Genomic DNA, 17,812 nt, shown 5'->3' with positions numbered 1-17,812 from the left:
TATGATGAAGAATATAAACGCGAAGCTTTCAAAAAACTGCTTAATCTTGGAGAAACTAAAACCATCAAAAATTATATTGGTGAAATCAAATTCAACAAAGAATTAGCCAATGAAATCCTTGGAATGTGTTATGCTAAAAAAATGGATTTCAGCAATGAAGAAATTGCGCAACTCTGCGCGGAAGTGGGATATAGCAAAGAAGATTATTTACTCTTAGCCCAAAAGCTCAAAGAATGCTATGAGCCAGCGACTTTGGTTAGCCTATTTGAAACCCTTTCTAATAAAGATGAGCTAGCAGAAATGGCATATTTTTATGTGCTTTTAGAGCTAGAAATGATTGATGAAGCTAGGGAACTTCTTAATACCTACCCTCAAAATGAATTTTTAAAAGTGCGTGCGTATTTAGATCTCAAGGACTTAGGCAAAAAATATCCTTTAGAATTATTCTTGCTTGATTAAACTTCAAATTCCTTGCTTTTGTAGAATCGCATTCTATGCGATTCTATTCCGTTATCAAGAGACTTAAAACAAACTCCCAACTTCTCTAAAAGAAAATAATTCATAAGTTTTTTGTGTCGCGATTCTCCCGCGCGCGGTACGTTCTAAATACCCATTTACAAGCAAATAGGGTTCAATCACATCTTCAATCGTTCCCTCATCTTCACTCATTGCTGCCGCAAGGGTGCTTAACCCAATTGGTCGTCCGCGATTCTCACAAATGATTTTTAAAAAACGCAAATCCAATTCATCAAACCCATATTCATTCACGCCAAGCTCATTGAGCGCATATTGGGTACGCTCTTGCGTGATAATTGCCTCTTGTGCCACTTCTGCAAAGTCTCTCACGCGTTTTAATAATCTCAATGCGATTCTAGGTGTGCCACGTGAGCGTTTGGCTATCTCTAATGCACCCTCTTTAGAGCATTCCTTTTGTAATTTTACTGACGCAATTTGCACGATACGTGCCAACTCTTCTTGCTCATAAAATTGCATACGAAACTGCATTCCAAATCTATCGCGCAAGGGATTACTAATCATTCCTGCGCGCGTTGTCGCCCCAATGAGCGTGAATCGCGGTAAATCAATCTTCACGGTTTGCGCCGCAGGTCCGCTACCAATGATAATATCTAGCCTAAAGTCTTCCATTGCGGGATATAAAATCTCTTCAATTGCAGGGCTTAGGCGATGAACCTCATCTATAAACAAGATTTCACCCTCACTCAAATTTGTCAGAATCGCAGCCAAATCCCCTGCTTTTTCAATCATTGGAGCAGCAGTTACTTTAATGGCTGTCTGCATTTGATTGCTAATAATATGTGCCAAAGTCGTTTTTCCAAGTCCGGGAGGACCAAAGAGCAAAAGATGGTCTAACACATCTCCCCGCATTTTTGCTGCTGTGATAAAAACTTGCAGATTCCGCTTTAGTTTTTCTTGTCCAATATAATCGTCCCAGCAAGAGGGGCGAAGCTTGATTTCCTCTTCGTTTTCTAAAGTCAGTTTTTCAATTTCTACGATTCGTTCCAAACTTATCCTTAATAACTCTCTTGCTGATTAGGAAAATCACCACTTTTTACCTCTTGCACATATTGGCGCACGCTTTGACGCAACAACTCTGCACCTTTGAAATATTGGCGCACAAATTTGGGCTTAAATTCCTCAAAAAATCCAAAGGCATCACTCCATACCAATACCTGCCCATCTACATCCACTCCCGCCCCAATGCCAATGACTGGAATCTTAACGCTTTGCGTAAGTTGTTTTGCGGTTTCTGCTTTGACTCCTTCCAATAAAATGCTAAATGCGCCACTCTGCTCAATTTGTTGCGCAAGATTGATTAAATCTTGCATATCCTCTTGTCTCTTGCCTTGCACCTTATAGCCTCCATCACTGCGGACAAATTGTGGTTTCAAACCAATATGCGCCATTACCGCGATTCCATTACCCACCAACATTTCAATACTTTTTAGTCCTTCAAATCCCACTTCTAATTTTACCGCTTGAGCTTTCGTCTCTTTATAGACACGAATCGCTGATTCCAATGCGAGATGAGGCGTGGCTGTGCTCCCAAAAGGCATATCACAAACAATCAAGCTTTGCTTTGCTCCATTGCACACTGCCTTTGTGTGATATATCATAGAATCCAAAGTGCTGCTCAATGTATCTTGTTCGCCAAAAAAACTCATTTGCAAACTATCACCTACTAAAATCATATCCACTTCGCCATCAAAGATTTTTGCCATTAAAGCATCATAGGCAGTGAGCATAGTAATTTTTTCTACACCCTTTTTCTTTAAAATCTGTGTGGTTGTAATGGATGGAATGATGGTTTGTGTGCTCATTGTGAATCCTTGTTTTAAGATACGATATTTTACTATAAAATAAAATTTTGTGCTAAAATTCTGCTACTTTTTACAGAGGAAACACGATGAAAATCACCCCCCCCCACTAATCCTTAAACTAAAACAAAAATTCCAAAGATACAGACGAAATTTAAGAGCGAAGTCTAAATATGTAGGCTATCTTAGGAAACTCACTCCGCAGCCTTTCATCAAAAAACTAGACATCAATTTAGCAGAACATTGTAATCTCAACTGCTTTAGTTGCGACCATTTCTCTCAACTTGCAGAACCGCAAATCCTAAATCCAAAAGATTATGAAAAGGATATTACACTCTTAGCAAAAATCACAGGGGGATTGATTAGACGCATTATGTTGCTTGGAGGCGAACCTCTTTTGAATCCAAACTGCAAAGACTTTTTCTCCATTACGCGCAAAGCTTTTCCAGAATCCCAAATTATTTTGGTAACCAATGGGATTTTATTACCCAAACAAGACGAAAGCTTTTGGCAAGAATGCAAAGCAAATGCGATTCACATTTCTCCCACCAAATACCCTATTAAAGTAGATTGGGAAAGAGTGGAGCAGCTTTGTAAGCAATATGAGATTCCGTTTCATTTCTATAATGGCGATAGCAAAAAAGAAAGTATGAAAAATGTCCTAAATCCCAAAGGAACAAATGATCCGTTTATTAGCTATTTAAACTGCCAAATGTGCGATTGTGTGCAGCTTAAAAATGGTAGAATCTATCACTGCTCTTTTTCTGCGCATATTGAACATTTTAATAAAAAATTCAACCAAAATTTACAAGTCAATGCGTTAGACTACATTACTTTAAATGATAATACAACTTATAGAGAGATTTTAGAGTTTTTAGCGCGTCCGATTCCATTTTGTCGCTATTGTGATACGATGCAATGGCAATACATAGGAGAATGGAGAACTTCTAAAAAGGTAATTTCGGAATATTTAGAATAAACATTTTCATTTGCATAGTGCTTTTGGAATTTGCATTTCACGCACTTTAATGCAAATTTTATCTATTTTGCAATAGAATCGCAACTTCTTTTGGGGCTGACTTGAATTTCGACAAGAATGAGATGGCTCTAGCTGCATGCCGACTTGTGTTATGTCGCAAAACTAGCACATAAATATAAACGCAAACAACGCAAATTACGCTCCCGCTTACGCTAAAGTTGCGTAAGTTTAATTTACTTTGGAGCTGTTTTTGAATAAGGATTCTAGCGACTTTTCAAAGACATCATCTAAGCTAGATGCGCTTTACATTACCAAATGTTAAGTTAAGTTTTTGGTTGCCTTGAAACATTATTTTTGGAAGTTGGTGTTTGCAAGAAAGATTCAAAATCCAAGCAAGCATGTGTATCGGCTATTGTTGGTTTTGTTTTTGGACTGGGGTTTGATTCCCCACAGCTCCACCATTTGCTATCATTCTAAAAATTTAAAAATACTTAAAATTTTGCAAAAGATTCTTTAAGCATTTCTCATTTCTTTGCACCATTTTTTATAATCTTGAGAAACTTGATATAGCTTAATGCCAATAATCTCTGGAATCTCATAAGAATGATGCTGCAAAATGAGCCTGCGTAAAGCCTTAAAATCTCGTTTAAAAACCTTAAAACTTAACAAGATTTCATTTTCATTACAAATTTCTAGGGAATCTTGTTTTGGCTGATTCCAAAAATAATGGCTTTGAATATCAGTTTGTTGCACGCAAGCACTAAGTTTAGAGAGCAAAGCTACTTCCACCAAAGCTTCTGCATTTGCCTTTGTCGTTGTTGTTTGAAGCAACATTAAACGACTTTTTTCACGCTTCTTATTCATCTTTATCTTTCACGCCCATTCTTTTTTTCTTTTCTTCTACGGATTTTTTCTTTTCATCTCGGCGCATTCTCTCTAAATTCATTTGACGCTCTTTGGAACGTTTGAATTTTTCTAAATATTCTTGACGTTCGGTTGGGCTTTGGTATGCAATAGGACGAATAAAAAAAATCACAAGCATTAACACAAAAAAGAAAATAGCGGTTTCTTGATTGGAAGTAAGCTTATACCAAATCATCGCAATCACAAGCGAAACGACAACCTTTAACACGATGACCATTCTATCTTCTTAGAGCATTCTAGGAGGAATGCTATGCTCCCCAAAACACAAAACATTGCTTGTGGTTTCCTCAAAAAGGGCTAAAAACACTTGGGGGATAAACAATAATGGAATCTCCAAATCATCGCGCCCATTTGCATCTCTAAGCTCTATTGCATTTCTATCCATTAGTTCAAAATTGTCAATATTGGGTGTTAAAATAAAATCTACACCACTATCTACCATTTCATAATAATCTGCCGCCCCCATTTTATAGGCTAATTGTGGATTTGTTTGGAGCAAATACGCATAACTCTCTTTGAAAAATGGCAGAATCTTAAGTCCTGTAATGTCTTCTAGGCGAGTAATGATTTGAGATTCTACAATCAATCTTTCAAGTTTTCTATCTACGATAAAAGCACATCGGAATCCTTGCCAACGTCTAGGTTTGAAGCGACAAGTTTTAAGCGCATCTAGCACAATTTCTGGGACAAAAACAAAACAATCTTCCAAACTCAAAATATCAATCTCTACACCGCATTCTTTGATGAGGGATTCTCTCAATTCCGTTTCTTCATAAAGGGCTTTAAAAAAATCCGTAACTTCTAATAAACTTTGCGAATCACAAAGAAGTATTTTGTGATTCTCCCTCTGTGCCTCTAAAAGTAAAAGGAGTAGTTTTTTATAATACTTCACCCTCTCAATAAAAGGTAAAAATTTCTGTTCAAGCGTAATAGTTTGGGATTTTTCAATTGGAATTTGTAATTTCTCTAAAAGCATTTTGAAGTTTTGCATTAGAATATGTGCGGATTTGGGATATAAATCATTGTGCAATAAAATAAAAGATTCCATTTCCTATCCTTAAAAATTAACTTTTTTGAGCAGTTTTGATTTGAAAGATTGAATTTTAGAATTTTCACTCATTTCAAAAACAATTCTCTTTAACTCATTAATGCACGCGTCAAACTTTGTATTTTGCGGGAAAAGATAAGTTTGCAAACTCTGTGCATTCAAGATTCCATTTTCTAACTCGCAAACAGCCTCTAAAATTTCTTGGGTTTTGTGCTTTGCATACAAAGAAGCAGCCAAAATAAAATATGCCTCGCCTAAATATTCTGGATTTTCAACGCTTAGAGGCGTTGCATAAGCAAAAGGCAGGAAAGAGAGCAAAAAGGCATCTTCAATGCTTTGTGTTTCTGTATCTAACGCTTCTAAACCTCTAAATTCCGCGTCTTTTAGCACACTCTGCACTTCCTCTTGCGCCAATTCATCAAGTCCGACACTCTTTAAGGATTCTATTTTTTGCAAAAATGGCTGGACATCAATGATTAAATCTTTCAGTGCCAAATGCGGATTGAGGGGTTCTATTTTCCACTCTAATCCAAAATTTTTAATTAAGTCTTCTATCTTGAGGCTAAAATCAAATACCACCACTCCATTAATCTTAAACCCATACGCATTATAACCATACTCTAGCACATTCTCTTGAATCATTGCGAGCAAATCTAATAGGGACTTTTGTGGATTAATTTTTATAATCAGCTTTGCAAAATAAGGTAAATAATCCGTTTTTATATCAAATCGGAATAATTCTAAACTAATTTTTTTGTTCATCTGTTCTCCCATTGCAAATCACTAAATTTTGAAGTATAGCAAATTATTTTTTAAACCTTTTATTTTTTGGATTTGCTAAAAGGGCTTTCATTGAACTATTAATGCCTTCTTCTTCTCCATTTTTATCGTATTCTGTCCCTATTAATGTTGCAAAAAGATTTATATATACGCAAAAATCTGCGTGCAAATCCTCTACATTGGGTAGCAAAATCTGCACAATAGAATCTAGTGGCGTTGTTACAAAACTGCCCAAATTTTCCTCACCGAATCCCGCTTCAAAATAGAGATTTTTAGAATCCACTTCCAAGCTTTCAAAAGTATATCCCGCAAGAATAAAGACCGTCAAATCACTAAAAGAACCTCTAATGGATTCTGGGAGTTCAGGTTCAAATTTCACGCGTTTCACATTGCATACAATAGAAAAGTTGATTTTTTTATGAATTAAATATTCTAACACTGCCGCGCAATGCCCCTTTAATAATTCTTGAAACTTTTTGTCTTTTAACAAACTTTTCATCACACCTCCTTATAAAATCGCCTTTAATCCCTCTAATAATAACTTAACTTCATTGATACCAATCTGCCAAAAATCATCACTTTCAATATCCAAACCAAAAATTCCCACCAAATCTTTAGGGGATTTACTCCCGCCAAGACTCAAAAACTCTTCGTATTTTGCAACAAATTCAGAAGGTTTGAGACGATAAACACCAAAAAGTGCAAAAACCAAAAGCTGCCCATAACTATACGCATAACAATAAAAAGGCGTATGAATAAAGTGCGGAATGTAAGACCACCAAAGACGATAATTTGAAGTTAGAATCACGCTCTTACCAAACATTTTTTGATTTTCTTGCTGCCAAAGTGTGCTAAACTCCTCTTTGTCCAATTCGCCCTCTTTGCTATGCACTAGCCGTTCAAAATTCGTAAAAACATTTTGACGAAAAAGTGTCGCAAACACATCTTCTAATTTGCCTGCATACAATTCAATTTTTTGTTCGCGATTCAAATTTGCTTTCATTTTTTCAAAAAGCAACATTTCCGCAAACACCGAAGCAGTTTCTGCAGTCGTCAAAGGAGTATCCGCATTAAGATAGCCTACTTTATAGGATAGGGTTTGATGGATTGTGTGTCCTAGCTCGTGCGCCATTGTAAAGGCATCTCTTCTACGATTGGTATAATTAAGCATTAAATAAGGATGCACGCTCGGCACGGCACTATGACTAAAAGCCCCTCCGCGTTTATTTTCTCTAGGGTGAGAATCTACCCAACCCTCCTCAAATGCACGATTTGCGATTCTATGAAATTTGGGTGAAAACTCTTTGAAAGTCTCCAATACAATCTCTTTGGAATCTTGATAAGTAAATTCTATTTCCTCACCACAAGCAATAGGCGCATATCTGTCATAATCATAAAGTGTCTCAAGTCCCAACATCTTAGCCTTAAGCGTATAATATTCCTCTACGATTCCAACATTCTCATTGATAGTTTTTACCATAGAATCCACACTTTTTTGTGTCGTTTGATTATCTAAATGACGTGATTCCTCTAAACTCGCATAATTTCTTAAATTGGTCGTGATTTTCAAATCTTTGCGCACGACATTATAGATATAGGCTAACAAATCAAGATTCTGTTCTAGCCCCTTGCTTAGGGATTCTTGCGCCATTTTACGCACTTCTCTTTCTTTGTCATACAATAAGCTCAAAACCTCTTCTTCACCAACTTCCTTTGGGTTGCCATTGAGAGTAATTTTGAATCGCAAACGACTCAAATGCTCATCAAACAGACGCTTGAAACTATCTACACCCACAGGCTGTGTTTTTAATAAAATCTTTTCTTCTTTCAAGCTTAATTGGTGTTTAGAATCCTTGCTCAAAAGCTCCAAATAATAAGCGTATTCCTTTGAATATTGGATAAACTCTTGTCGCTTGGTCTCGCTAAGTGCATTAAATTCCAAGTCAAAAAACAAGAGAGATTCCTGTGCGCTATTGACTTGCATTTCACAATTTGCATAAAATGCTCCCTCTTTTGTGTTGGAAGCAAAGCGCAAAAAAGCATAAGTCATAATGCGTGAAAGATTTTCACAAATTCTCTCATAGGTTTTTATCGCTTCATTAAAAGATTCTGCGGTAAGTGTAGAAAGATTGTCTTTGTAAGATTGTTCAAATGCTTTTGCCTCTTCCTTGCTTTGCGTAATTGCGTCTTGCAAAGATTCGTCATTGCTAAAAAGTGGCTTTAAGTCCCATAAATCTTTAGATTCCATAACATAACCTTATTACTTTAATTAAAAGATGATATTCTACAATAAATCCCGCTTAATTGTTGATTTTAGATTCAAGATTTTTAAAGTTTTAAATGGAGAGGCAGATTAGCTACGAAGTTTATTATCAAAGAGATTGGATTATTTTATCGCAATGACTAGCAAAATTATAAATTTGCTTTGTTGCATTGCCTCCTAAAAGAGCAAGAAAGCAATGCGTAACAAAACTTTTTAAACTAAAGCAAGGGGGAATTACATCATTCCGCCCATACCTCCCATTCCGCCCATACCACTCATATCTGGCATTGCGGGTTTATCTTCTTTGATTTCATGCACTGTGGCTTCTGTGGTGAGCAATAAACTAGAGACAGAAACTGCATTTTGCAATGCGATTCTAGCAACCTTTAAAGGGTCAATAATTCCGGCTTCAAACATATCTACATAAGTTCCATTAGAAGCGTCAAATCCGTGATTGATATTGGAATCTTTTTCTACATTATTCACGACAACACCGTCATCAAATCCTGCATTCGTTGCGATTTGTTTAATCGGTGCAGAAATTGCACGTTTAATGATTTCATAACCGATTTTCTCATCACCCTCAAGCTTCAAGCTTACTTTCGCTGCTGCACGGACAAGTGCTGCACCTCCACCGATGATAATTCCCTCTTCCACTGCCGCTTTAGTCGCACTCAACGCATCATCTACGCGGTCTTTTTTCTCTTTCATTTCTACTTCGCTTGCCGCACCGACTTTAATCACCGCTACACCACCGCTAAGTTTTGCAAGTCTTTCTTGTAGTTTTTCTCTATCATAATCACTTGTTGTGCTTTGGATTTGAGTTTTAATCTGTGCGATTCTTGCATTGACTGCTTCTTTTTGCCCTGCACCATCTACGATAGTTGTATTGTCTTTATCAATGACAATTCTAGTAGCTTGCCCCAAATCATCAATGGTTGCAGCCTCAAGTGTTTTGCCTAGCTCTTCGCTAATTACCTCGCCACCTGTTAAAGTCGCAATGTCTTTTAACATTTCTTTTCTTCTATCACCAAATCCCGGAGCTTTAACCGCAGCAACATTAAGCACGCCGCGCAATTTATTCACAACCAAAGTTGTCAATGCCTCTCCCTCAATGTCTTCTGCAATGATAAGTAAAGGTTTGCCACTTTTCATTGTGGATTCCAAAAGCGGAAGAATATCTTTCATAGAAGTAATTTTTTTGTCTGTCAATAAAACATAAGGATGCTCTAGCTCTGCTTCCATTTTATCGCTATTGGTTACGAAATATGGGCTAAGGTAGCCTCTATCAAATTGCATTCCCTCTACCACGCTTAACTCATCGTTGATTCCTTTAGCTTCCTCCACGGTAATTACGCCATCTTTGCCAACTTTTTCCATTGCTTCTGCAATCAATTCACCGACTTTAGAATCGGAATTTGCGGAGATTGTCGCGACTTGCGCAATTTCCTTTTTGCCCGCAACAGGCTTAGAGATTTTTCTTAACTCTTCTGTGATTGCTTCGGCTGCTTTATCCATTCCACGTTTTACTTGCACAGGATTCGCACCAGCAGTAATGTTTCGCAATCCCTCTTTAAAAATGCTATAAGCAAGCACTGTTGCGGTTGTTGTCCCATCTCCTGCTGCATCTGCAGTTTTGCTTGCGACTTCTTTAACGAGTTGTGCTCCCATATTTGCAATAGGGTCTGCAAGTTCAATTTCTTTTGCGACAGAAACACCATCTTTTGTAATATTTGGTGCTCCAAAGCTTTTTTGAATTAAAACATTGCGTCCTCTTGGTCCCATTGTTACTTTTACTGCGTCATTGAGTTGTTTTACGCCTTCATATAATCTATTTCTTGCACTATCTGAAAAATTAATTTCTTTACTTGCCATTTTTATCTCCTTAAGTTTATATTTAATTAAGCTCTAATGCCTAAAACATCTTCAAGTTTTAAAATCAAATATTCTTTTCCGTCAATTTTAACTTCAGTTCCAGAATATTTGCCAAAAACAACTTTATCGCCCACTTTCACTTCTTTTACCTCATTGCCAATTGCTTGGACAACGCCCTCAAGTGGTTTTTCTTTTGCATTATCAGGGATAATAATACCTGAAGCGGTTTTTGTGTCTTCTTCTAGTCTTTCTACTAGAACTCTTTCTCCAAGTGGTTTGAAATTCATAAGAATTACCTCCAAAAAAATATAATTTTTAATGGGCGGAATTATAATGCAAAAACTTTGACTTGTCAATACATTTAGTAAAAATATTCATTAAATATTAGTCTATTAGACTAAATATTAATTAGTCATTATTACTAAATATTGTATTTATCCTAAATTTATTATCCCCATTTTTTAACTTTGAATCCCTCAAGTATTTCTTAATGGATTCCAAAGCTAATGCGCACATTCAATTTTATATAATTTTTAATAAAAGTAGATTATTATTGCGCTTAAATCTATAAGAAGGAGCTTATATGCAGGCACATTATGCAGGCAGAATCACTAAATTATCCGAATCTATTACCATTGCGATTAGCACACTCGCAAGAGAGCTAAAATCTCAAGGAAAAGACATTCTTTCTTTCTCTGCGGGTGAGCCAGATTTTGATACACCTCAAGTTGTGAAAGACGCAGCAATCAAAGCTATCAATGAGGGTTTTACCAAATACACTGCTGTGGCTGGAATCCCGGAATTATTAAACGCCATTAGCGAGAAACTCAAACGGGACAACAACTTAGAATATTCTACAAAAGAAATCATTGTCAATAGCGGTGCGAAACACTCACTTTTCAATGTCTTTCAAGCCCTAATCGAAAAAGATGATGAAGTGATTATTCCTTGTCCTTATTGGGTAACCTATCCTGAACTTGTTACTTTCAGTAATGGAAAGAATGTTTTTATCCAAACCACACAAGAAAATCATTTCAAAATCACAAAAGAACAACTCAAACAAGCCATTACTCCTAAAACCAAAATGCTAGTCCTCACGACACCCTCTAATCCTACCGGAATGGTATATTCTAAAACCGAACTAGAAGAGATTGCTTCGGTATTGAAAGACACAAATGTTTGGGTGCTTAGCGATGAAATTTATGAAAAACTAATCTACGATGGCACATTTGTTTCTCCTGCTAGCATTAGTCAAGATATGTGTGAGCGCACTATTACGATTAATGGGCTTAGCAAGGCGGTTGCAATGACGGGGTGGCGTATGGGCTATCTTGCGAGCAAAGACCAAAAACTCTGCAAACTCATTAATGACTTTCAGAGCCAATCTCTTTCTAACATTAACTCTATCACTCAAAAAGCCGCAATTGCAGGGCTTGATGGCAGTGCAGATAAAGACATTGAAAGAATGCGCCAAGCCTTTAAGGAACGAAGAGATTTTGCTTGCGAAAAACTCAATGCGATTCAAGGCTTAAAGGTTAGCAAACCCGATGGGGCATTCTATCTCTTTGTCCATTGTGCAGAAATCTCTAAAGATTCTATGCAGTTTTGCAAAGATTTATTAGAAAATGTGGGTGTGGCTGTCGTGCCGGGCATTGGCTTCGGAATGGACGGATATTTCAGATTCTCCTTTGCCACAGATTTAGAAAGTATTGCAAAAGGCATTGAAAGAATCAAAAACTACTGCGAAAAACATTAGGTTTGCTTATTTTAAGATTCTGCAATTATCCTTGCGATAATTTCGTAAGGAATCCTTAATTTTAAAACCTTAAATTCCATAATACAATATGTAATTTAAGGTTTTATTGTTAAAATTCCACTGCATTTTTGCAAATTAATTTTTAAGGAAAATCAATGAAAAAGTTGTTTTCAAGGCTATTTTTAACCCTTTTCGCCTTTGCTTTTGGGGCATTGCTTATAGGTTGTGGAAATAATACAAATGGAGAAAAGACTGCCAATGGCTTAGAATCCATTAAGCAAAAGGGAGTCGTTACGATTGGTGTTTTCAGCGATAAACCGCCCTTTGGATTTATCAATGATAAAGGAGAAAATGATGGATTTGATGTCTATATTTCACGCAAAATTGCTCAAGACCTTTTGGGAGATTCTAGTAAAGTCAAGTTTGAGCTAGTAGAAGCAGCAAGTCGTGTAGAATTTCTAAAAAGCAGCAAAGTAGATATTATTATGGCAAACTTCACACAAACAAGAGAAAGAGAAGAAATGGTGGATTTCGCAACACCTTATATGAAAGTTGCTCTTGGTGTTGTGTCAAAAAATGGTGAGATTCAAAGCGTAGAAGACTTAAAGGGCAAAAAACTCATCATCAACAAAGGCACAACTGCGGATTTTTACTTCACGAAAAATCACCCTGAAATTGAGCTTTTAAAATACGACCAAAACACAGAAGCATTCTTGGCTCTTAAGGACGGCAGAGGTGTAGCATTAGCACACGACAATTTGCTTGTTTTTGCGTGGGCACAAGAAAATCCCGGATTTGAAGTTGGAATCGGAAAGTTAGGCGAGGAAGATGTGATTGCTCCAGCGGTCAAAAAAGGCGATAAAGCATTGCTAGAATGGTTAAATCACGAGATAAAAACATTAAACGAAAATGGCTTTATGCAAGAAGCTTACGCCAAAACACTCGCTCCTATTTATGGAGAAGACCAAAGAGAAGCTGTGCTAATTGCCAAATAATTCTCCAAATCCCTAAGAATCCTTAGGGATTCTTAGAATATCTTATTTCCTACATTCAACAAAACTTAATCACTCTATTAGTATTTATAAGCTAGAATCGCAGATTAAAATATCTCACAAAGGCAGATAATGAGTCAAACACCAAAATTTACACATTTGCATTTGCATACCGAATATTCTTTGCTTGATGGATTGAACAAAATCAAAACTCTAGCCAAAAAAATCAAAGAATATGGTATGGAGAGTGTGGCAATTACCGACCACGGAAATATGTTTGGTGCAATTGAATTTTATAAAGCAATGAAAGCGGAGGGGATTAAGCCTATTTTAGGTATGGAAGCTTATTTGCATAACGCAGAAGAAATCAGCGACAAAAACAATCAGCGATTCCATTTGTGTCTCTATGCCAAAAACCTAGAGGGTTATAAGAATCTTATGTTTCTAAGCTCGCAGGCTTGCCTTTATGGATTCCATATGAAACCGCGTATTAGCAAAAAAATGCTACGAGAGCATAGCGCGGGATTGATTTGCAGCAGTGCTTGTCTCAATGGCGAAGTGCAATGGCATCTTAACCTTAAAAAAGACGACAACAAAGGGCGCAAGGGTTATGAACGAGCAAAAGAAGTCGCGCTTGAATATAAAGAGATTTTTGGCGAGGATTTTTATTTAGAATTGATGCGACACGGAATCCAAGAACAACAACTCATTGATAACCAACTCCTTAAATTATCCCAAGAAACAGGCATTAAAATCATTGCAACCAATGACACACACTACACCTATAAAGGCGATTCTACCGCACAAGAAGTTGCATTTTGTATCGGATTTGGAAAAGACTTCAACGACCCCAATCGTATGCACCACACCGTGCAAGAGTTTTATATTAAAACCCCTGCACAAATGGCAGAACTCTATGCGGATTTGCCAGAAGCCCTTGAAAACACGCAAGAGATTGCAAACAAATGCGATTTGGAGCTTCATTTGGGCGACCCGACACCTCCTAGCTTCAAATTCACGCAAGAATATGCACAGGCAGAGGGATTAGACTTCACACAAGATAGCGAATACTTCACTTACAAATGTCGTCAAGGCTTGGAAAAACGTCTTGCCAATGTGGATTCTAGTCGTCATCAAGAATACAAAGAGCGACTAGAAAGAGAGATTGAAATCATCAATAAAATGAAATTTCCCGGCTATATGCTGATTGTTTGGGATTTCGTGCGTGCAGCGAAAGAACGTGGAATCCCTGTCGGTCCCGGTCGTGGAAGTGCAGCGGGAAGCTTGGTTGCATTTTGTTTGGAAATTACCAATATTGACCCAATGAAATACGATTTGCTCTTTGAGAGATTCCTCAATCCCGAACGCGTCAGTATGCCCGATATTGATATGGACTTTTGCCAAAGTCGGCGGGGAGAGATTTTAGACTATGTTACAGAAAAATATGGACGTCATAATGTCGCACAAGTCATTACCTTTGGTATGATGAAAGCAAAAGCTGTGATTCGCGATGTCGCGCGCGTAATGGGAATGCCTTATGGTGAGGCAGACGCATTTGCGAAACTGATTCCCAAAGAGCTAGAAATCACGCTTGAAGATGCTTACAATAAAGAAGCAAAAATCGCCGAACTCCTCGCCACCAATCCGCTTGCCAAAAAAGTATGGGAATTTGCATTGATTTTAGAAAACACGAAGCGGAATCCCGGCACACACGCGGCGGCAGTTGTGATTGATTCCAAACAAGAGCTATGGCACAAAGCCCCGCTTTATCGCTCACAACGAGACGGAATCATTGCGACACAATATTCTATGAAATATCTTGAAGATGTGGATTTGATTAAATTTGACTTTTTGGGCTTGAAAACCCTTACTCTGATTGATAATGCGCTCAAGCTCATCAAGCAAAATTATGGCAAGGAGATAGACTTTTTAAATGTAGATGTAGATGATAAAAAAGTCTATGAAACTCTACAAAGCGGCAATACTCTGGGGGTTTTTCAAATAGAATCTAGTATGTTTCAAGGGATTAACAAACGAATGCGCCCAAGCACTTTTGAAGATATTATTGCGATTATTGCATTGGGGCGTCCGGGTCCGTTAGAATCTGGAATGGTCAGTGATTTTATTGATAGAAAACACGGAAAAGCACCAATTATTTATATGTTTCCCGAATTAGAACCTATCTTGCGCCCCACTTATGGCACGATTGTTTATCAAGAACAAGTAATGCAAATCGTGCAAAGAATTGGTGGTTTTAGTCTAGGAGGAGCAGACCTTATCCGCCGCGCAATGGGGAAAAAAGACGCAAAAATTATGGCGGATAATAAAAGCAAATTTGCCGATGGCGCAGTTGCACAAGGATTTGATAAGACAAAAGCAGAGGAGCTATGGGAACTCATTGTTAAATTCGCAGGTTATGGATTCAACAAATCCCACTCTGCCGCCTATGCAATGGTAACTTTTGAAACAGCCTATTTAAAAACTTATTATCCTAGAGAATTTATGGCGGCACTGCTTACTTCAGAAAAAAACGATACAGATAAAATCGTAGAATACATTGAAGAAGCCAATCAAATGGGCATTAAAGTGCTTCCTCCCAATCTTCAAAAATCAGAATTAGAATTTAGTGTTGCGGACATTAAAGGAGAAAGTTGTATTTTGTTTGGACTTGGAGCGATTAAAGGAGCGGGAGAAGTCGCTATCAACATTATTTTAGATGAGCGCAAAACCAATGGAGATTTTAAAGACTTAGAAGATTTCTTGGGACGCATTGACCCGCAAAAAGTCAATAAAAAAGCATTGGAAGCGTTCATCAAAAGTGGTGCAATGGATTGTTTCAACCACACACGCAAATCTCTCTTAGAGCAAATAGAATCCCTAACAGAAGCCGCAAAAGCAGCACAAAACGCCAAAAAAGAAGCGGAAAATTCGCTTTTTGGCGATGATGAGGAACTAACCGCAATCCATATTGATTTGGAACATTATGAAGAATTTAGCCAAAAACAAATCTTGGAATTTGAAAAAGAAAGTTTGGGATTCTATGCTTCAGGACACCCTTTAGACGAATACAAAGAAATCTTCAAATCTATTGATTGCACTTCCACAAACCAAATCAAAGACATTGCAGAAAACAGCCATATTTTGATTGTGGGAAAGGTAGAAGACATTATTAGTAAGTTTTCAAAAACAGGCAAACGTTATGGAATCTTAAAGCTGCAAGATTTGTACGGCAGTGTGGAATTAACTATTTTTGAGCAAACCCTAAAACAGCTTGAAGAAAGGGAGAATAAAGAAGCACCCATTGCAGTAAAATGCCTCGTGCAAGAACAAGATGAAACCAAAAAATTAAAGGCGGAAAAAGTCTTAACTTTAGCAGAAGCACAAAAAGAAAAGGTAAATTTCACGATTCAAAAGACAGACATTAGCGAACCTCTGACACTCGTGCTAGACGCACATACTGATGCAAACATTCTGCGTCTTTTAAAAGACGCTGCACTGCGACATCAAGGCAAACGCGAACTTAGGATTCTCTTTAGAACACAAACGCAAGAATTAGAGATGATTAGTGCCTTGTCTGTGCATAGCGAAATCAAAGAGGAATTGAGCGGACTCCAATGGCAAAACTAGAAAGCCTCACCATTGGTGCGAAATTTGAAGACGCACTAGATACCTTATGCAAAAAATGCGGAGAACTAAAAAGTGCGTGCATTTGCAAAAAAGCAATCACTCTCAAAGAAAGAGATTCTTATTTTTTAAGCATTAACGAGGAAAAAGCAGGAGGCAAAGACATTACGCGTTGCGGGATTTTCTATCAAAGCAAAGAGGAAATGCAAGAGATTCTAAAACAAGCAAAAAAACATTTTGCAAGCGGAGGAAAACTAGAGGAAAAAGACAATGGAATCTCTCTTGTCTTGCAAGGCAAGCACAAAGAAAACCTTAAAAACTTCCTCAAAGAACGAAAATTTAGATTCAAGAAATAAAATGAGACTCAATCAATACATTGCACACCATTCCAAATATTCAAGACGCGAGGCGGATAAACTAATCCTTGAAGGCAAGGTGAGTATCCAACACGTAATCATCACAGACTTCTCCTATCAAGTGCAAGAGAATACAAAAGTCTATCTTAATGGCAAATTGTTAAAAACGCAAGACGCATACACACTGATTGTCTATAACAAACCCAAAGGCGAACTTGTAAGCAAAAAAGACAATCGCGAAAGACGCGTGATTTTTGATTCCCTCCCCAAACGATTTGCGCATTTTACACCTGTGGGGAGACTAGACTTCGCTAGTGAGGGATTACTCTTGCTTAGCGATAATGTTAAAATTGCGCGCGCCCTTATGGAAAGCAATTTAGAGCGCGTCTATCTGCTCAAATTATCAGGCAAAATTACAGAGAATGTCTTTGACGCAATGGAATCGGGTTTAAGCCTAAGCGATGCAAGTGCAGGCGCACACCATAAAAGCAAGATTAAATCAATGGATTTCGCCCCCTTTGCGAGTTATACTTGTATTAAAAATACTCCAAAATACTCCAAAATTAAAGTGGCAATTACAGAGGGGAAAAACCGAGAACTTCGCCGATTTTTCGCACATTTTGGACTAGAGGTATTAGATTTGAAGCGCATTGCGTATGGATTCGTGCATCTAAACAATCTCCCAACGCAAAAGGTGAGATTCCTAGAGCGCAAAGAATACAACAAACTCCACGCATTCTTAAGAGAGATAGAATCCCAAAATCCACAGAACAAGCCAAAGGAGACAAAATGAATCCCTATTCCGCCAAAGAGAGAATCCAAAACCACTTGGCTTACAAGCTTGGGCTTTGTATGATTTCTTTTAATAAAATAGTGGGG

Annotated in this window: 16 protein-coding genes, 1 other RNA gene and 1 pseudogene; 8 read left to right on the top strand and 10 right to left on the bottom strand. The window is 37.5% G+C overall.

Annotation, left to right across the window (positions count from 1 at the left end; all coding sequences use genetic code 11):
- Positions 1-459 (top strand): annotated as a pseudogene (locus HDT10_RS03365) (hypothetical protein); the annotation flags it as partial.
- A 63-nt stretch (positions 460-522) separates the two neighbouring features.
- Here HDT10_RS03365 and ruvB read toward each other — a convergent pair.
- Both ruvB and panB read right to left on the bottom strand, forming a co-directional pair.
- Positions 523-1,524, bottom strand: coding sequence for a Holliday junction branch migration DNA helicase RuvB (ruvB, locus tag HDT10_RS03360; protein ID WP_290879994.1), 1,002 nt, complete (start codon positions 1,522-1,524; stop codon positions 523-525).
- A gap of 8 nt (positions 1,525-1,532) precedes the next feature.
- Positions 1,533-2,339: a 3-methyl-2-oxobutanoate hydroxymethyltransferase gene (panB, locus tag HDT10_RS03355; RefSeq protein ID WP_290879992.1), complete on the bottom strand. Its 807-nt coding sequence runs from the start codon at positions 2,337-2,339 to the stop codon at positions 1,533-1,535.
- A 49-nt stretch (positions 2,340-2,388) separates the two neighbouring features.
- On the opposite strand from panB, the gene HDT10_RS03350 reads away from it, so the two are divergent.
- Both HDT10_RS03350 and ssrA read left to right on the top strand, forming a co-directional pair.
- Positions 2,389-3,315 (top strand): radical SAM protein, encoded by a 927-nt coding sequence (locus HDT10_RS03350; RefSeq protein WP_290879989.1) that lies wholly within the window; start codon positions 2,389-2,391, stop codon positions 3,313-3,315.
- A 92-nt stretch (positions 3,316-3,407) separates the two neighbouring features.
- Positions 3,408-3,776, top strand: a transfer-messenger RNA (tmRNA) gene (gene ssrA / locus HDT10_RS03345).
- Positions 3,777-3,828: 52 nt separating this feature from the next.
- On the opposite strand, the gene cutA is transcribed toward ssrA, so the two are convergent.
- The 8 genes from cutA to groES form a co-directional block, all read right to left on the bottom strand.
- Complete coding sequence (gene cutA / locus HDT10_RS03340) at positions 3,829-4,179, bottom strand: divalent-cation tolerance protein CutA (RefSeq protein ID WP_290879986.1); 351 nt, start codon at positions 4,177-4,179, stop codon at positions 3,829-3,831.
- Positions 4,172-4,456 (bottom strand): hypothetical protein, encoded by a 285-nt coding sequence (locus HDT10_RS03335; RefSeq protein ID WP_290879984.1) that lies wholly within the window; start codon positions 4,454-4,456, stop codon positions 4,172-4,174. Before HDT10_RS03335 ends, cutA begins: the two co-directional genes overlap by 8 nt.
- 9 nt (positions 4,457-4,465) lie before the next feature.
- Positions 4,466-5,287 carry a hypothetical protein gene (locus tag HDT10_RS03330; RefSeq protein ID WP_290879983.1) on the bottom strand — a complete coding sequence of 274 codons (822 nt, stop codon included), beginning with the start codon at positions 5,285-5,287 and terminating at the stop codon, positions 4,466-4,468.
- A 9-nt stretch (positions 5,288-5,296) separates the two neighbouring features.
- The gene (locus HDT10_RS03325) at positions 5,297-6,049 is read right to left on the bottom strand and encodes a DUF5644 domain-containing protein (protein ID WP_290879982.1); all 753 of its coding nucleotides are present in this window, start codon (positions 6,047-6,049) and stop codon (positions 5,297-5,299) included.
- Positions 6,050-6,092: 43 nt separating this feature from the next.
- Positions 6,093-6,566, bottom strand: a complete 474-nt coding sequence (locus tag HDT10_RS03320; protein ID WP_290879979.1) for a hypothetical protein — start codon at positions 6,564-6,566, stop codon at positions 6,093-6,095.
- A gap of 9 nt (positions 6,567-6,575) precedes the next feature.
- The gene (locus HDT10_RS03315; RefSeq protein WP_290879977.1) at positions 6,576-8,315 is read right to left on the bottom strand and encodes a M3 family oligoendopeptidase; all 1,740 of its coding nucleotides are present in this window, start codon (positions 8,313-8,315) and stop codon (positions 6,576-6,578) included.
- Between the two features lie 249 nt (positions 8,316-8,564).
- Positions 8,565-10,205 (bottom strand): chaperonin GroEL, encoded by a 1,641-nt coding sequence (groL, locus tag HDT10_RS03310; protein WP_290879974.1) that lies wholly within the window; start codon positions 10,203-10,205, stop codon positions 8,565-8,567.
- Positions 10,206-10,231: 26 nt separating this feature from the next.
- Positions 10,232-10,492: a co-chaperone GroES gene (gene groES, locus HDT10_RS03305; RefSeq protein ID WP_290879973.1), complete on the bottom strand. Its 261-nt coding sequence runs from the start codon at positions 10,490-10,492 to the stop codon at positions 10,232-10,234.
- A 296-nt stretch (positions 10,493-10,788) separates the two neighbouring features.
- Here groES and HDT10_RS03300 point away from each other — a divergent pair, with 296 nt between their 5' ends.
- The 5 genes from HDT10_RS03300 to HDT10_RS03280 all read left to right on the top strand — a co-directional run bounded on the left by HDT10_RS03300 (position 10,789) and on the right by HDT10_RS03280 (position 17,726).
- Positions 10,789-11,961 carry a pyridoxal phosphate-dependent aminotransferase gene (locus tag HDT10_RS03300; RefSeq protein ID WP_290879971.1) on the top strand — a complete coding sequence of 391 codons (1,173 nt, stop codon included), beginning with the start codon at positions 10,789-10,791 and terminating at the stop codon, positions 11,959-11,961.
- Between the two features lie 155 nt (positions 11,962-12,116).
- Complete coding sequence (locus HDT10_RS03295) at positions 12,117-12,956, top strand: cysteine ABC transporter substrate-binding protein (protein WP_290879968.1); 840 nt, start codon at positions 12,117-12,119, stop codon at positions 12,954-12,956.
- Positions 12,957-13,085: 129 nt separating this feature from the next.
- Entirely contained in the window at positions 13,086-16,580 is a 3,495-nt protein-coding gene (gene dnaE / locus HDT10_RS03290; RefSeq protein WP_290879966.1) for a DNA polymerase III subunit alpha, read from the top strand.
- The gene (locus HDT10_RS03285; protein WP_290879964.1) at positions 16,568-16,933 is read left to right on the top strand and encodes a translation initiation factor; all 366 of its coding nucleotides are present in this window, start codon (positions 16,568-16,570) and stop codon (positions 16,931-16,933) included. The genes dnaE and HDT10_RS03285 overlap by 13 nt, the downstream gene beginning before the upstream one ends.
- A 1-nt stretch (position 16,934) precedes the next feature.
- Positions 16,935-17,726, top strand: coding sequence for a pseudouridine synthase (locus HDT10_RS03280; RefSeq protein WP_290879962.1), 792 nt, complete (start codon positions 16,935-16,937; stop codon positions 17,724-17,726).
- Positions 17,727-17,812 lie beyond the last annotated feature (86 nt).

Origin of the sequence: Helicobacter sp. (genome assembly GCF_014799995.1) — a bacterium.
Taxonomy (GTDB): domain Bacteria; phylum Campylobacterota; class Campylobacteria; order Campylobacterales; family Helicobacteraceae; genus Helicobacter_D.
The sequence above is the reverse complement of the archived record's forward strand: the minus strand, read 5'-3'. Positions and strand labels throughout refer to the sequence as shown.